The following is a 16067-nucleotide window of genomic DNA, read 5'->3' as shown; positions in this document are numbered from 1 at the left end:
TAACAAGAAGTGACGGTATGAAAATAGCCATCGTCAAATATAATGCAGGCAACATATATTCAGTGGTGAACGCCTTGAACAGGTTGGGAATAAATCCAGTGCTTACAGACGACATTGAAGAACTGTCAAGTGCCGACAAGATAATATTCCCCGGTCAGGGAGAGGCTTCTGGGGCTATGAGATACCTGAAAGAAAGAAATCTTGACAAGGTAATACGAGACCTTCACCAACCGGTACTCGGCATCTGTATCGGACAACAGTTGCTTTGCCGCCATTCGGAAGAAGGCGATACAGACTGCATTGGCGTATTTGATACAGAGGTGAAACGATTCACACCATCATCACACGAATACAAAGTGCCGGCAATGGGATGGAACGGAATATACGGCATGAAAAGCAAACTGTTCAAAGGAATACCAGATAATGAATTTGTTTACTTTGTACATAGCTTCTACGTCCCGCTATGCCAGTACACAGCTGCCGTTTCCGACTATATACAACCGTTCAGTGCGGCACTGCACAAGGATAATTTCTATTCAACTCAGTTTCATCCTGAAAAAAGCGGTGATGCGGGAGAAAGAATAATCAAAAACTTCATCAACATATAGGTGGATAAAAAAACAAGCGTAACAACATGATAGAACTCATACCTGCTATTGATATAATAAACGGCAAGTGTGTAAGACTGGCCAAAGGCAACTACGATACAAAGACCGTTTACAGCGACTCTCCTGCGGAAGTGGCGAAAAAGTTTGAATGCATGGGATTCAGACGTCTTCATGTTGTGGACCTTGACGGTGCAAAATCAAAACATATCGTCAATGCTGATGTATTGCACGACATTTCATCCGCAACAAATCTTATAATAGACTTCGGGGGAGGTATAAAAACCGATAACGACATAGAAACGGCATTCGCAAACGGAGCATCAATGGTTACAATAGGTTCTGTGGCCGTGACAGCCCCCCAAATATGTACCGAATGGATTAACAAATACGGAGCTGACAAGATTATAATCGGAGCAGATGTCAAGGGAAGAAACATTTCTATAAACGGATGGAAAGACACATCATCACAAACATTGTTTCCATTCATGAAATTCTACATCGAGAACGGTGTGAAAACCTTTCTCTGTACAGATATAGACAAAGACGGCATGCTGGCCGGTCCGGCCACTGACCTCTATAAAGAGATACTGGAACAGTTTCCTGATATTCACCTCATAGCAAGCGGAGGAGTGGCATCCATAGAAGACATCAAGGCTCTTGAATATAACGGAATACCGGCCGTAGTCTTCGGTAAGGCCATCTATGAGGGAAAAATAAACATGAAAGAACTATGGGACTGGCAAAACGCATAATACCATGCCTTGACGTTAAGGACGGACAGACCGTAAAGGGTGTAAACTTCGTGAATCTCCGAAACGCAGGCGACCCCGTTGAACTTGGAAAAGCCTACAGTATGGCCGGTGCCGACGAACTGGTATTTCTTGACATCACCGCAAGTTATGACGGGCGAAAGACTTTTACAGACATGGTGACCCGCGTGGCAAAAGAAATAAACATCCCCTTTACCGTTGGAGGCGGGATTACCGAGCTGGCTGATGTAGAGCGCCTTTTACAGGCAGGGGCAGACAAAGTCAGCATAAACAGTGCCGCAATAAAAAGACCGGAACTGATCAATGAGATAACCTCCCATTTCGGTTCACAGGTCTGCGTATGTGCAATTGACGCGAAAAACGACGATGAAGGATGGCACTGTTATCTTAAAGGCGGACGGGAAAGAACAGAACTGAATCTGTTTGAATGGGCAAAGGAAGTGCAGGACCGCGGAGCGGGAGAAATTCTGTTCACAAGCATGGACAACGACGGAGTGAAGAACGGATATGCAAATGACGCACTTTCCAGACTTGCCGATTCGCTATCAATACCTATAATCGCAAGTGGAGGCGCAGGAAAGAAGGAACATTTCCTCGATGCTTTCACTGTAGGACATGCTGACGCGGCACTCGCAGCAAGCGTATTCCACTTTGGGGAAATCGGTATTAACGAACTAAAAGGCTATTTAAAAGAAAACGGTGTGAATGTAAGGATATAAAATACAAGACAATCATTATAACGTTTTTTACAAGCAAGACAATTAGCCATATATAAAATGGTTTATTCAAAACTTGGACACAAATATAATTATGAACATAGATTTCAAAAAGAATAACGGGCTCGTTCCGGCAATAATACAAGACAACAGGACAAACAAGGTTCTCATGCTCGGATACATGAATGAAGAAGCATACACCAAAACCATAGAAACAGGTAAGGTGACATTCTTCAGCCGAAGCCGCCAATGCCTGTGGACAAAAGGCGAGACATCAGGCAACTTTCTGCATCTTGTGGAAATAAAGGAAGATTGTGATCACGACACCCTGCTCGTGAAAGCCAATCCCGAAGGTCCTGTATGCCATAAGGGTACAGATACCTGTTGGGGAGAGAAAAACGAGACAAACCCTCTGCTGTTCGTGACAGAACTTCAGGACTTCATAAACAAACGCCATGAAGAGATGCCAGAAGGAAGCTATACCACCTCACTTTTTAAAGACGGATTAAACCGTATGGCACAGAAAGTGGGCGAAGAAGCACTTGAAACTGTTATAGAAGCAGTTAACGGCACTGACAAACGCCTTATCTACGAGGCATCCGATATGCTATATCATCTGATTGTTCTCCTCACAAGCAAAGGCTTGCGCATAGAGGATGTGGCGGCGGAACTGAAGAGCAGGCATTCTCCAAACTGGCAAAAACACTAATCTAAAAATAAAAACGCAGGGGCTCAACAATAAACACCAAGTAAAAATGCTGATAGACTATAAAAACGTAAACATATACCAACATTCCGATAAACCAGTCTTGAAGAATGTGAATTTCCATGTAGATGAGGGAGAGTTTATCTACATCATAGGACGTGTGGGCTCAGGGAAAAGCTCACTTTTGAAAACAATATATTTTGAACTTGACATTGACGAGGCCGACTCTGCGACGGTATTGGACATGAATATCACAGGACTGAAACGCAAGTATATTCCCGCACTGCGCAGACAGATGGGAATTGTCTTTCAGGACTTCCAGCTTCTTACAGACCGCACAGTTGAGAAGAATCTGAAATTCGTGCTTAAGGCCACAGGATGGAAAAATAAGAAAGAAATAAACAACCGCATAGATGAAGTGCTTGCAGACGTAGGACTGTCTGACAAAAAAGACAAGATGCCGCATGAACTCTCAGGAGGAGAACAACAACGTATAGCCATCGCAAGAGCCATATTGAACAAGCCGCGTCTTATCGTGGCAGACGAACCGACAGGAAACCTCGACCCCGAAACGGCATCAAGCATAATACAGTTGCTAAGACAAATATCACAGACCGGCACAGCCGTGATAATGAGCACACACAACATTCCGCTGCTCGACAAATATCCGGGAATAGTATACAGGTGTGCAGACAACCAATTGGAAGAAGTGACAAACGACTTCAACAAGATCCAGCTGGCATACGATGACGACGAGACAGCATGACACATGACCAATCAACATTTAAGCCATACATTGAATCAAGACAAGAAAATTAGAAAACAAAAGCAATAACAGATATGAAAGTAATGAAATTTGGAGGTACCTCCGTAGGTACACCGGCACGCATGAAGGAAGTAGTAAAACTGGTCACATCGTTCAATGAACCCGTTTTCATTGTGCTGTCTGCCATGTCAGGCACAACAAACTCGCTTGTAGAGATTTCAAACTATCTGTACAAGAAAAACTCAGACGGAGCCAACGAGGTGATAAACAGCCTTGAAAGAAAATATAACGAACACATAAACGAACTGTATTCCACAGAGGAATGGCGTGCAAAGACCAAAGAGTTGATATCCGGCATATTCAACTATCTGCGCTCATTCACGAAAGAACTGTTCACGAGCTTTGAAGAGAAAAACATAGTGGCTCAGGGAGAGATTATCAGCACCAATATGGTGGCGAACTACATGCACGAGCAAGGCATCAGCACAACGCTGCTCTCCGCACTTGACTTCATGCGCACCGACAAGAACTCCGAGCCGGATTCATCCTATATAAAGGAAAAGCTTTGTAGTATTCTTGAAAAAAACGAAGGTTCACAAGTATACATCACACAAGGATTCATCTGCCGCAACGCATACGGTGAGATTGACAACCTGCAACGTGGAGGAAGCGACTACACCGCTTCTCTCATCGGTGCGGCAATAAATGCCGAGGAAATCCAGATATGGACAGACATCGACGGAATGCACAATAACGACCCACGCATCGTAGACAAGACATGTCCCGTACATCAGCTTCAGTTTGAAGAAGCTGCCGAACTGGCATATTTCGGAGCAAAGATTCTTCACCCCACATGTATACAGCCGGCCAAGTTTGCTGGTATTCCCGTACGCCTGCTGAACACGATGGACCCGAACGCAGAGGGAACTACGATAAACAACAACACCGAACAGGGAAAGATAAAGGCCGTGGCAGCAAAAGACAACATCACTGCAATAAAGATAAAAAGCAGCCGAATGCTTTTGGCAACAGGATTCCTGCGCAAGGTATTTGAGATATTCGAAAGTTATCAGACGGCCATCGACATGGTATGTACATCAGAGGTTGGAGTGTCGATGAGCATCGACAACGACTCCCACCTGAACGAAATCGTTGACGAACTTAAGAAATACGGTACCGTGACCGTAGACCGCGACATGTGCATCATCTGTGTTGTCGGTGATCTCGACTGGAGTAATGTCGGCTTTGAGACGCTTGCTACCGAAGCAATGAAAAACATCCCCGTGCGCATGATTTCATACGGAGGCTCAAACTACAATATATCATTCCTCGTGAAAGAAAGCGACAAGAAACGCGCACTCCAAAGCCTAAGCGACACACTGTTTGGAAACAAGTAATAAAAAGCCGTCCGGACCAGACTCCTGTCCGGACGGCTTCAATAAGAAAAACGCAACGGCATAAGTCACAACAGGCAAACTTCTGCCATATACACAACAACACACATACAACAACATGAAAGGAACTTTTCCTACAGAAAGATTCAAGGACATACAGACACCGTTTTATTATTACGACACAGATTTGCTGCGCAACACTTTGGAAGCGATAAAAGCAGAAACAGGCAGACATGAAAACTTTATCGTTCATTATGCCGTAAAAGCAAATGCAAATCCACAATTACTCACCATAATAAAAAATGCCGGACTCGGTGCAGACTGTGTCAGCGGAGGAGAGATAGAGGCTGCATTGGCGGCAGGATTCACCCCGTCATCCATAGTATATGCCGGTGTCGGTAAAAGTGACTGGGAAATAAACCTCGCCTTGGACAAAAATATCTTCTGCTTCAACGTAGAGAGCGTTCCGGAACTTGAAGTCATCAACAATCTGGCAGCCTCGAAAGGCAAGACCGCAAACGTGGCTTTCAGAATTAACCCCAACGTAGGAGCCCACACACATGCCAATATAACGACCGGACTTGCAGAAAACAAATTCGGCATAGCCATGCGCGATATGAAAGACATAATAGCCAAGGCTTCGAAAATGGAGAATGTGAAATTCATCGGACTTCACTTTCATATTGGTTCACAGATTCTCGACATGACCGACTTCCTCGCATTATGCAACCGCATCAACGAGATTCAGGACGAACTCGAAAACCGCCATATCCGTATAGAAAATATAAATGTGGGCGGAGGACTCGGCATAGACTACGAACACCCCGACAGAGTTGCCATACCTGATTTCAAATCCTACTTCAATACATACGAAAGACACCTAAAACTCCGGCCCGGCCAGCATGTACATTTCGAGTTGGGGCGTTCCGTTGTCGCACAATGCGGTTCGCTTATCACCAAAACACTATATATAAAACAAGGAGCGACAAAGCAATTTGCCATAGTAGATGCGGGAATGACAGATCTCATACGTCCGGCACTATATCAGGCATACCATAAGATTGAAAACATCTCAAGCGACGGGCCGCATGAAGAATACGATATCGTAGGGCCTATATGCGAATCAAGCGACGTATTTGCAAAACAGACAGTATTGAACAGGACAAAGCGCGGCGACCTGCTCGCAATACGCTCCGCAGGCGCATACGGTGAGATTATGGCATCACAATACAACTGCCGGAAATTGCCGAGGAGCTATACAAGCGACGGGATGAGACAAGGCACATTAAGCTAAAAAACAAAATAATACACGATATGACCATTGACAATACAACAATAGTAATAAGTTGCATATTGTTGCTTTTCGCATTAACGAGCGGATTATTCAATGTATTTTTAAAGAAGCCAAAAGCCGGCTTGACAGGCAAGTCGGAACCACAAACAGACACAGATACCGTCTGTCGTCCGGGATTCTCTGTCGTGATGTCCGTACATGACAACTGTGCGGAAATAAGGAAAAACCTTCCGCTTATACTCTCGCAACAGTACAATGGAGAATTTGAGGTCATCGTCGTAGACGAATCATCCACAGACGACACAGGTGACATTCTCAAACAGCTTAAATCCGAATACCCAAATCTTTATGTGACTTTCATCCCTGCATCAAGCCATTACCTGAGCAGACGCAAGCTTGCACTCACTTTGGGAATAAAGGCGGCAAAACATGAATGGATTATACTCACCGACGCAGACTGCCGCCCTGCAGGAAACATGTGGCTTGAATCGATAGCAGAGCATTGTGACAAGGATGCTGACATCATATTAGGAAATACCGTATACACACATGAAACGCAGAGCAGCCTGCGATTCATGCGGATGTATGAGGTTTTCTCCCAGATAAAAGCAACTCAAAACGGTAACGCATGCTGCTACACAGGAAACAATCTAGCAATAAGAAAGTCTGTATTCTTCAGGCACAACGGATTTCTCAAGAATCTGAAATACCTTCGCGGAGAATACGAATACATGGTAAACGAATATGCCACAGCCACCAACACACGTACAGACATCAATCCTGAAGCACTCGTAATACAGGATGAGCCTTACCGAAAGAAATGGATAAACGCACAGCTGTTCCATATACACACCATGAAACATATAGGCCGGTGTACGGCATACAGGCTAAGGACCGCCACCGACACGGCAATGCTGCACACGAACACCATCCTGCAACTGACGGCAGCCGCTATTTCGGCTGCAACATCGCAATGGATAGTTCTATCGGCAGCCGTATCAGCATTGCTGCTCGCTGCGGCCGTCAGAACGATATCTGTAAAGAAGGCCGCCAGACTAATGGGAGAGGACTTCAATACATTTGCCGTTCCTTTCCTTTATTGGAGCATGCTGTGGAGACGCCTGCGCCTCAGCATAACATACAGAATGTCGGACAAATATGATTTCATAAGGAAATAAAAGAATACAATATGAAGATTCTGCATCTCTACTCAAAGTCAGACAGTATGATTACGGATTATGTAAACATACTCATACAGACAGTGTGCCGTAACACCGGTGACATGGAGATGCGGTCCGCCACAGACCTTTCTTCATGCAAAAGAGAAATAAAACGATTTTGTCCGGACATCATCCACATACACGGATGCTGGAACTACCTATATGCGGCAGCCGCACGCATGGCACGAAAGAACGGAATAAGAACCGTCGTCACACCGCACGGACAAATGGAGCCATGGATCATCAAACAGCGGTATTGGAAAGAGAAACTTCCGAAACTAATGTTGTTCCAGCGTAAGACGGTGAGACAGGCGTACGCTGTCATTGTACTGGGCCGGATGGAGGAAGAATGTTTCAGGCAACTGAGACTCAATAAAAGAATAGAGACAGTAAGAAACTGTCTCATCACACAGATGCAGACACCGGAAAACATGGCAGCACAGATGCTGGGCATATACAGGAAGATAGCGGACAGCAATGTGGCAGAACTTTTCACCGATGATACCCGGCTATGCCTCAAAGCCATTATCCATGCCGGCATCACACACAACAGGCAATGGCTCGATAACGATGAGCTTGCCGCTGTAAGCAGAATAACGTTTTCACAATGGAGACAGATAATGATATACGCATTCCACGAAGATATAGTCCGGACCATACAGCAAGGAATAGATACGCTGCAGCTCATGCCGCCGGAAATACATCCCGAAGACATTGAATGCTACATGCCCCACCCCATACCGGAGATATTGCCGGAAGACACAGGCATCGGGCCTGACAGCACACGCACCGATGCGGCAGTACAGATGATAACAAACTGCAGGAAACTCGCACGCAGAAAAAAACTCGCGATAAAGAACATCATAGCGCTGTCGGAAGCCATGCATACATGGTATATTGAGGAAGACAAACTGAAAGACAGGCTGAAAGAACAGAAAATGACGGATTTCACTGCATCGATAATGCAGGTGCTCGGCAATATGACGGGACTGAAGGAAGGACACATGCCGGTAATGCCTGCAGACAACAGACAAACGAAAGCAATAACCGAAATCATCAACAGACGACTGGCAATATAGCGCCGGCCGTAAAATGCAGACAAAAACATAACCTTTAAATACATACAGCTATTATGACATCACATAAGACCAATTACAACATCAAGGCCGACCTGCGATATCTCAACCTACTGTCACACTCTTTCTGCAACGTGGCGGAAGCCAGCACAGAGATAATAAACCTCGAGGCAATCCTTAACCTGCCAAAAGGAACAGAGCATTTCCTTGCCGACATACACGGAGAGCATGAAGCTTTCCAACATATCCTGAAAAACGCATCGGGAAACATAAAAAGAAAGGTAAATGAACTTTTCGGAAACAGTATAAGGGAATCCGAGAAACGGGAATTGTGCACACTCATATACTATCCCGAGAAAAAACTCGAACTGATAAAAGCCTCGGAACCGGACATCATCGACTGGTATCATATAACAATCCACCAGCTTGTAAGGATATGCCGGGATGTGAGCAGCAAATATACCCATTCAAAAGTAAGGAAATCACTTCCCCAGGACTTCAGCTACATCATCGAGGAACTTCTACATGAGCATACCGAGGATACCAACAAGACCGAGTATGTAAAGGTGATTGTCGACACGATAATATCCACCGGACGTGCCGACGACTTCATAACAGCCGTATGCAACGTCATACAGCGTCTGGCTATAGACCAGCTCCACCTTTTGGGCGACATCTACGACCGCGGGCCCGGAGCACATATCATCATGGACTTCATGACAGGATACCACAGCTGGGATATACAATGGGGCAACCACGACATACTGTGGATGGGAGCATGCGCAGGCAACGAGGCCTGTATATGCAGCGTCCTCAGACTGTCGCTAAGATACGCAAACCTGACCACACTTGAGGAGGGATACGGAATAAACCTCGTGCCGCTTGCAACATTTGCCATGGAGACATACGGTGACGACCCTTGCGAGGAGTTTAAGCCAAAGCTTCCATCCAACAGTACTCTCGATGAAAAGACCATAAGGCTTATCACACTCATGCATAAGGCGATAAGCATCATACAGTTCAAGGTGGAAGCACAGATATTCAAACGTCACCCCAACTGGGACATGCTTGACAGATGTATGCTCGACACCATCGACTACCAATGCGGCACGGCGACCATCGACGGGAAGGAATATAAAATGCTAAGCAACAACTTCCCGACAATAGACCCGGCAAATCCCAACCGACTCACAAACGAAGAGCGGACACTGATGGAACGCCTCAGGCATTCATTCACAGTAAGCGAGAAACTGCATAAGCACATAAGAAAGATTCTCAGCCACGGATGCTTGTATGCCATATACAACAACAACCTGCTGTTCCATGCCTCAATACCCCTGAACGAAGACGGCACACTGAAGGAAGTGGAACTTTACAACGGGCAGAAATATGCCGGACGAGAACTCATGCACAACCTCGGAATACTCATACGCGAGGCATTCAACACCGACACTGACCCGGAAGAGCGGCAATACGCCATAGACTATTTCCACTATCTGTGGTGCGGCAAGGACAGCCCACTGTTCGACAAGTCGAAAATGGCCACATTCGAACGCTATTTCCTCTCCGACAAAGAGACTTACAAGGAAATAAAGGGAAACTACTTCAACCTAAGGAACGATGAAAAGATATGCGACTATATACTTGACTCATTCGGAGTGACAGGTCCAAACCGCCACATCATCAACGGCCACGTGCCCGTGCATGCCTCAAAAGGCGAGACACCTATAAAGGCCAACGGCAGGCTGATGGTGATAGACGGAGGGTTCAGCAAGGCCTACCACAAGGAAACAGGCATTGCAGGATATACTCTCGTGTACCATAGCCGCGGTTTCCAGCTTGTGCAGCACGAACCGTTCACAAATGCCCTCGATGCCATAAAGAGCGGAACGGACATCAAGAGCACAACCCAAATCGTCGAGATGTCGGCACGCAGGATGAGAGTTCTCGACACCGACCGAGGCAATGAGCTGCGTGCACAGATTGAAGACCTGAAAGAACTGCTCTATGCCTACCGCCACGGATTCATCAAGGAAAGGGAAAGAAGGAAGGAAGACAAATGAACTGATAACGGCTCATCCGAAATCATGGAAAGGCGTTAGGATATTAATGCTAATGATACAAATAAAATATCACATTATAACCCATTAGCCAATGTATACAAAAGAAGGGAAAAGAAACAATCGAAAGTTTAACAAATAAATAAAAATATGGACACTATTAAAATTGCTAACGATAGTTTGAATGTTATGGTTAAAGTAATTAACAAAACAACAAAGGAGATTTCTTGTGATTTTTGGGACAAGGATGTATCTATAACCCTCATTATTTGTATTACAGTATTAGCTGTTATTACTCTAATTTCTTCTATATGGTATTACAACAATAAAGCGACTTTAAAATACGAAAAAGAAAAACATAAAGCAGAAAAAGAACGAAATCAAAATAACCACCAGAAACAACCACAAGAATCATCTGAAGCCAAAGACAGAAAGGAATTCATCAATTTCTGCTATGAGATGGTGCGTTCTAATGATGAGAAATATAAGGATATACAGAATGATTGTTGGACATTCCTTAAGTCTTCATATACAAATGGGGAATCCGTCAAAGACGTCAGCAAAACAACGACCTGCAATGAACAAGTTTAAGCACATTTTTCATTATCTTCAAGCGTTAACGATATCAGCATTCGTTTCCTCTTGCCACGATACAACGGGATATAATCCTGTCAGTCTTCACGGGACTGCGGATGTGGCAGAAACCGGAAGAGTAAAGGAATTGCTTCAGGATTCTTTATGGGTTGCCTGCGCATTCGTGGCAGGCGCATTCCTCATTGCTGTGGGAATGCACTTGATAGAGAGCGACAAATGGAACAAATTTTGGAAATGGATTGAAAGCAGGTTGACCTCCATCTTTATCTTTGTGTGGATTGCGGGGTTCTGTGTCTATAGCGTGGGAATGTTCATAGAATATGGCGACCAAGGTGACTATGACAAACTGTTCTCCGTGGCGTGGATGTCTGTGATACATGCCTTTGGGATGTTTATTTTAGAGAGTGATATCAGTGCTGTTCACGATGTTTTCCATAATAGCCTGTATTACATGACATGGTTTTCTGTAGTGCATTTTGCGGCAGCGTTGGTAAGCATGCTGTTCGTCATCAAGCACTTCGGGTATAATATCGTGGCAGGTGTACATCTGTGGTTGACCGCACATCTTCCGGGGAAGAAGGATAATCTGTATATTTTCTGGGGAATAAACCGCTCCTCTTATTTTCTTGCAAAGGATATAAAGAGAAGCGCTCCAGAATCATACAGAATACTTTTTGTCAAAACTGCCGATGATGAAGACTCGACAGTCAACAGGACGGGTCTCGACCGGCTTTTCAGTTTTCTCTCTACCAAGAATAAGGAGCTAAAGGAGTTCAAGAACCTAAGATGTCTCTCGACAAATGCATTTTCCCGACTCTCAAAATGTGAATTGACCGACGATGAAAAGACATCCGGTGAAATCAGTATCCTCAGCTACAAACTTGGATTGAAATCTGTCGTAAGACTGCTGGGCAAGACCAACAAGCATGTGCATATCATGATGCTTGGAGATGATGAGGAAAGTAATATCAAAGCTGCAACAAACTTGTCCCTTGACAAGGATCTCAACGAATATGCCAATGACCACGATGTAACAATCCACTGCCATGCAAGGTATGACAGTGTAAATAGGGTATTGGAGAACACACGCTATTCCGGCAAATTTGAGATTCACATTGTTGACTCAGCCCATATGGCGGTAGAGACTCTTAAAGGCAATGAAGAACCTTTGTGTCTACCTGTTGATTTCATGGATGTGGAAAAAGACGCTACCGTGTCAAGTCCCTTCCACTCCATGGTAATCGGCATGGGGCAATGCGGCCGCGATGCGGTGCGTTTCTTGTATGAGTACGGTTCTTTCGTACAGCACAGCCAAACCAGAACAGACGCTGCCTGTTTGTCCGGTTTCCGTTGCGATGTTTTTGACAAAGCCATGAACACAATAGCGCCGGCTTTCAGAAACATATCCAAAGGAGCCGATGTCAGTGGAATTAACAATAGGCTTGGCAGTGACTCTTGGCATAAAATCAATCTGTATAACGCCGACTACAATGACCGGTTGTTCATTGATTTTGTTGAAGAGAACATCTCTCATGAGAACTATATCGTTATTTCAACAAAGAACGATGAGGATGGCATAACGCTGGCTGTGAGACTATTAAAATCAGCTATCATCAAAGGGACGGACATGGAACGGTTCCGTATATTTGTGAGGTCATATAATGAAGAGATTCTTCACTATATGGAAAGGATTGCCAAACATTATAACGAAAGCGTGGTGAAATCCCTCGGGCTGAAAGAAAATCTGCATCCTATATATATCTTTGGCAAGATGAAGGACTTATATACATGGCATAACATCATAGATGACAGTATATGCAAGGAGTCTTATCGATACTACAACAATTATGAGGGCTTCAACGAAGCTGAATCAGACTTGGGCACGAAGTGGAAAGAGAGGCGAAGAAATAAGCTTGGAACAGGCCTGCCATACGGTTTTGGAAACATCAACGAGATAAGGCGCATGGAACACCAGGACATGGAGAACGCCTTGCACCGTCACACAAAGATGCGTCTCATTCGTAAAGCGCTCAGAAACAACGCAGAGACTCTGCAAGACTTCGCTAATACGGTAATCCAACACGAACGTCATGCTGATAACACGTATGGCATTTCTGTTGAGTGGCAGAGAATCATGGATACCGTCGCTCAGACGGAGCATTTGCGATGGAACGCATCTCACGAGATGTTGGGATACACTTACAACAAAGATGTGAAAAAAGACCAACGGGATATAAAGATGCAGCATTCGTGCCTCACCTCGTGGAATAATCTTTGTGCTTCGACGCAAGGACATGACTATAAAGTCGTGGAAACATCATTAAGTATGTGGCAAAAAGAACAGAATTATAGAGAAAAGAATTGATCAAATTATGACAATGAAAGAATAATCATGATATTAAAGCAATAGAATTAAACTTCATCTCATTTCTGTTTTTGTTGCAGTCGTCTCTGCACAGACACAAGAACGGTATTCACAACCAGTTATTAATCAATAATTTGCAAGCAATAAGTCAGAAGCATGGTCGTAACTTTTAATGGTACATTCTAAAAGGTGGAGATTTAACGCTTTTATTGTTTCTTAACTCATGCAGAGTGTCAATATAGGCAGTTTCTTCTTTTTTCGGTACAATTTGCCCTCGATATTCCACATTTATTTTAGCTTATCTTCTAAACCGCTGCAAAGTTAATATATTTTTTCCTTGTTTCCGCAGATCACCTTTTTTAGCAGATATTCATGGCCTCCACAAAGGCTCTTGTTCCCAATTATAAGGAAATCCTAACAAATGAGGTCTTACTGATGGGTGATTTGCCAGAAGTTGTTTGAAACTGACTACGAAGGTGTTATTAGGAGAGATAGAGTTGAGCCAATACACGACATAGCATAATTGTGGATAAAGAGTTTGCTCACGAAACGTAAACCCCGTAATCCAAGTGTTAGGCATATGCTCAGGCATCATTGGTTTTACAGGAAAGACACGGTTTGACAGCCTTGAATGATGGGCACAGCAATTACGAAGCACAGCAAGGCATTCCAGCCAACTTCTCAAAAATTTGTGATGATTCAAACCGAACTCTCTCGCCACAGCATGTTTTGCAGCCGGATCCGAGAAATTTGCATAGAGTTTAGAAAGTGTCCCCATTGAGATAACTTCCAACGTTTTCCAAACAGGAGGTAAGTCCGGTTCGCTATATTTGCGAAAATGCTCTGTAATAAAATCATCGTGAGAGCGAGATACTTCCTTGCGGATGACAGCCAAGTTCGCAGTAAAACGAGTCTCATTGGTAGCATAGTTTTCGTCCATAAACCAAAATGCTCCAAATTCGAGGGCAAAGTGTTTAATTATTTTTGTGCGGACGGAAACTTCTATCGTCTGTATGGCGGTAAACAATAAAGCTCTGAGTTCTTTGTCAAAAGAATAAAGGTCTATAATATCAGCAAAACTACTGCCCTCTCTGAATTGATGCGTGAAGCGGTTGGCTTCAAAGTGTCGCCAATACCCAGCAAGACGAAAATAACTGATGGTGTCAAGAACTTCAATAGCTTGTTCAACATCATTAATGAGCAAACCTCTTTCTTTGAGAATGTCAATTTGCTGCTCTGTAGTTATGGCTTGATGTGTATATCTAACTCCCATAAATAAAAAATGTCCCGCTGGGTACGCTAATCTTACGGGAAGCGGGCGGGATTTGTTAGTGCAAAGGTAATCTATTATTTTCTATTTACCAAATGATATAACAAAAAAGAGCAGACGATTTCTGATATTTTTCAATGGAATGTTTTGTTTGTTTTCATAATAAGTTTCAAACAGACTAACAATAAAGTGTTTTTGGAAAAAAATAATAGGATACTGTTAAAATAAAGGACTGGCAAAAGGAATTTAACCTTTATCTCCGAACAGATTGTGAACCTACTACCAGTCTTTTTTGAGAAGGTTAAATCAAGTGTTTACCTTCTGGGGATTCCTACGATTCTTTTATATCTTCGTAAGCCCCTGGAAGCGCAAGATTGAGAGTAATCTCATTAGCAATGTTCGGTTGCTACCAATATCTCAATGCCTCTTCATTTAAAGTTAGTAAACTTGTCAATAGTTGAGCTATTAACCACAACTTTCTAACTGCTTGAATCCACTTCTCTGATTCAAGCTACTTTCTGATTTTTTTTGTATATTTCATACTTATAACATGAATTTATAACCTTTGCATATCAGGCTTAGCATTGGTCGATTAATTGCCTGTTTCTATTGTTTTTATCAATCTCTGATAATATGTTATACACTTTATCTAAGTCATCTTCTATAAATCCCCATGAGAACAAATCATCCATGCCATTGTTTTCAAAATTGCACAAATATTTAATTTCAGCCTCAAATGGCTCTATTAATTCCTGTGCTTTTAATTTTGCTTCTTTGATTTGCTTGTCTCTTTTACGACTATCACGGCACTTTATAGCAAGGACTATACCTGTTCGCGCCTTATCGATAATTAGAAGAATTTCATCAATATCCATAATATTCTCTATAGAGTTATTCATTATAAACAACTTTCATGCAGACAAAAACGCAATTTAATATATAAAAGGGAATGATATTCCATTTATTTTAAATTCTACTTTAAGATGGTCAATCTTTTTATACTTAATATTGAAGAAACTAGAATATTCTACGCCATCCTTTATAGTATTGTTTTTATATATAATGCGTTAATTTGTTCTCTTATTTCCGTCTGATTATTTGCATAAGCACTATAATTTGCATTTGCTTGTTGTCGAGCTGCATACGCTGCGGCTCCATTATAAGACTGCGTATGAGACTGACCATAGGTCGTTGTATATGCAGAACTCAAAAGTGTAGTTGAAATAGC

General features: G+C 43.3%; 14 protein-coding genes. 12 read left to right on the top strand and 2 right to left on the bottom strand.

All coding sequences use genetic code 11. The features are described 5' to 3' along the window. The first annotated feature begins 17 nt into the window (after positions 1-17). From hisH to HPS56_RS03285, 12 genes are all read left to right on the top strand, one after another. Positions 18-608, top strand: coding sequence for an imidazole glycerol phosphate synthase subunit HisH (hisH, locus tag HPS56_RS03340; RefSeq protein WP_172273808.1), 591 nt, complete (start codon positions 18-20; stop codon positions 606-608). 26 nt (positions 609-634) lie between these two features. Beyond that, positions 635-1360, top strand: coding sequence for a 1-(5-phosphoribosyl)-5-[(5-phosphoribosylamino)methylideneamino]imidazole-4-carboxamide isomerase (gene hisA, locus HPS56_RS03335; RefSeq protein WP_172273805.1), 726 nt, complete (start codon positions 635-637; stop codon positions 1358-1360). Then, positions 1339-2097 carry an imidazole glycerol phosphate synthase subunit HisF gene (gene hisF, locus HPS56_RS03330; RefSeq protein WP_172273802.1) on the top strand — a complete coding sequence of 253 codons (759 nt, stop codon included), beginning with the start codon at positions 1339-1341 and terminating at the stop codon, positions 2095-2097. Before hisA ends, hisF begins: the two co-directional genes overlap by 22 nt. A 73-nt stretch (positions 2098-2170) precedes the next feature. Further along, the gene (hisIE, locus tag HPS56_RS03325; protein ID WP_256372602.1) at positions 2171-2803 is read left to right on the top strand and encodes a bifunctional phosphoribosyl-AMP cyclohydrolase/phosphoribosyl-ATP diphosphatase HisIE; all 633 of its coding nucleotides are present in this window, start codon (positions 2171-2173) and stop codon (positions 2801-2803) included. A 46-nt stretch (positions 2804-2849) separates the two neighbouring features. After that, on the top strand, positions 2850-3566 hold the full coding sequence (locus HPS56_RS03320; protein WP_172273796.1) for a cell division ATP-binding protein FtsE: 717 nt from the start codon (positions 2850-2852) through the stop codon (positions 3564-3566). 74 nt (positions 3567-3640) lie between these two features. After that, a complete protein-coding gene (locus HPS56_RS03315; protein ID WP_172273793.1) occupies positions 3641-4963 on the top strand; it encodes an aspartate kinase in 1323 nt (440 codons plus the stop codon). A 115-nt stretch (positions 4964-5078) separates the two neighbouring features. Continuing rightward, positions 5079-6254: a diaminopimelate decarboxylase gene (gene lysA, locus HPS56_RS03310; protein WP_172273790.1), complete on the top strand. Its 1176-nt coding sequence runs from the start codon at positions 5079-5081 to the stop codon at positions 6252-6254. Positions 6255-6274: 20 nt separating this feature from the next. Further along, the gene (locus tag HPS56_RS03305; protein ID WP_172273787.1) at positions 6275-7432 is read left to right on the top strand and encodes a glycosyltransferase; all 1158 of its coding nucleotides are present in this window, start codon (positions 6275-6277) and stop codon (positions 7430-7432) included. Positions 7433-7443: 11 nt separating this feature from the next. Continuing rightward, positions 7444-8553 (top strand): glycosyltransferase, encoded by a 1110-nt coding sequence (locus HPS56_RS03300; RefSeq protein WP_172273784.1) that lies wholly within the window; start codon positions 7444-7446, stop codon positions 8551-8553. 53 nt (positions 8554-8606) lie between these two features. Next, the gene (locus tag HPS56_RS03295) at positions 8607-10613 is read left to right on the top strand and encodes a fructose-1,6-bisphosphatase (RefSeq protein ID WP_172273781.1); all 2007 of its coding nucleotides are present in this window, start codon (positions 8607-8609) and stop codon (positions 10611-10613) included. Positions 10614-10760: 147 nt separating this feature from the next. Then, positions 10761-11201: a hypothetical protein gene (locus tag HPS56_RS03290; protein WP_172273778.1), complete on the top strand. Its 441-nt coding sequence runs from the start codon at positions 10761-10763 to the stop codon at positions 11199-11201. Next, positions 11188-13569, top strand: coding sequence for a hypothetical protein (locus HPS56_RS03285; protein ID WP_172273775.1), 2382 nt, complete (start codon positions 11188-11190; stop codon positions 13567-13569). Before HPS56_RS03290 ends, HPS56_RS03285 begins: the two co-directional genes overlap by 14 nt. Positions 13570-13939: 370 nt before the next feature. Here HPS56_RS03285 and HPS56_RS03280 read toward each other — a convergent pair whose 3' ends face one another. After that, positions 13940-14842: an Abi family protein gene (locus HPS56_RS03280; RefSeq protein ID WP_172273772.1), complete on the bottom strand. Its 903-nt coding sequence runs from the start codon at positions 14840-14842 to the stop codon at positions 13940-13942. A gap of 575 nt (positions 14843-15417) precedes the next feature. Further along, entirely contained in the window at positions 15418-15738 is a 321-nt protein-coding gene (locus HPS56_RS03275) for a hypothetical protein (RefSeq protein WP_172273769.1), read from the bottom strand. Between the last annotated feature and the right edge of the window lie 329 nt (positions 15739-16067).

It is taken from the genome of Xylanibacter muris (assembly GCF_013166605.1).
Classification (GTDB): domain Bacteria; phylum Bacteroidota; class Bacteroidia; order Bacteroidales; family Bacteroidaceae; genus Prevotella; species Prevotella muris.
This window is presented reverse-complemented; position numbering and strand designations above follow the sequence as displayed.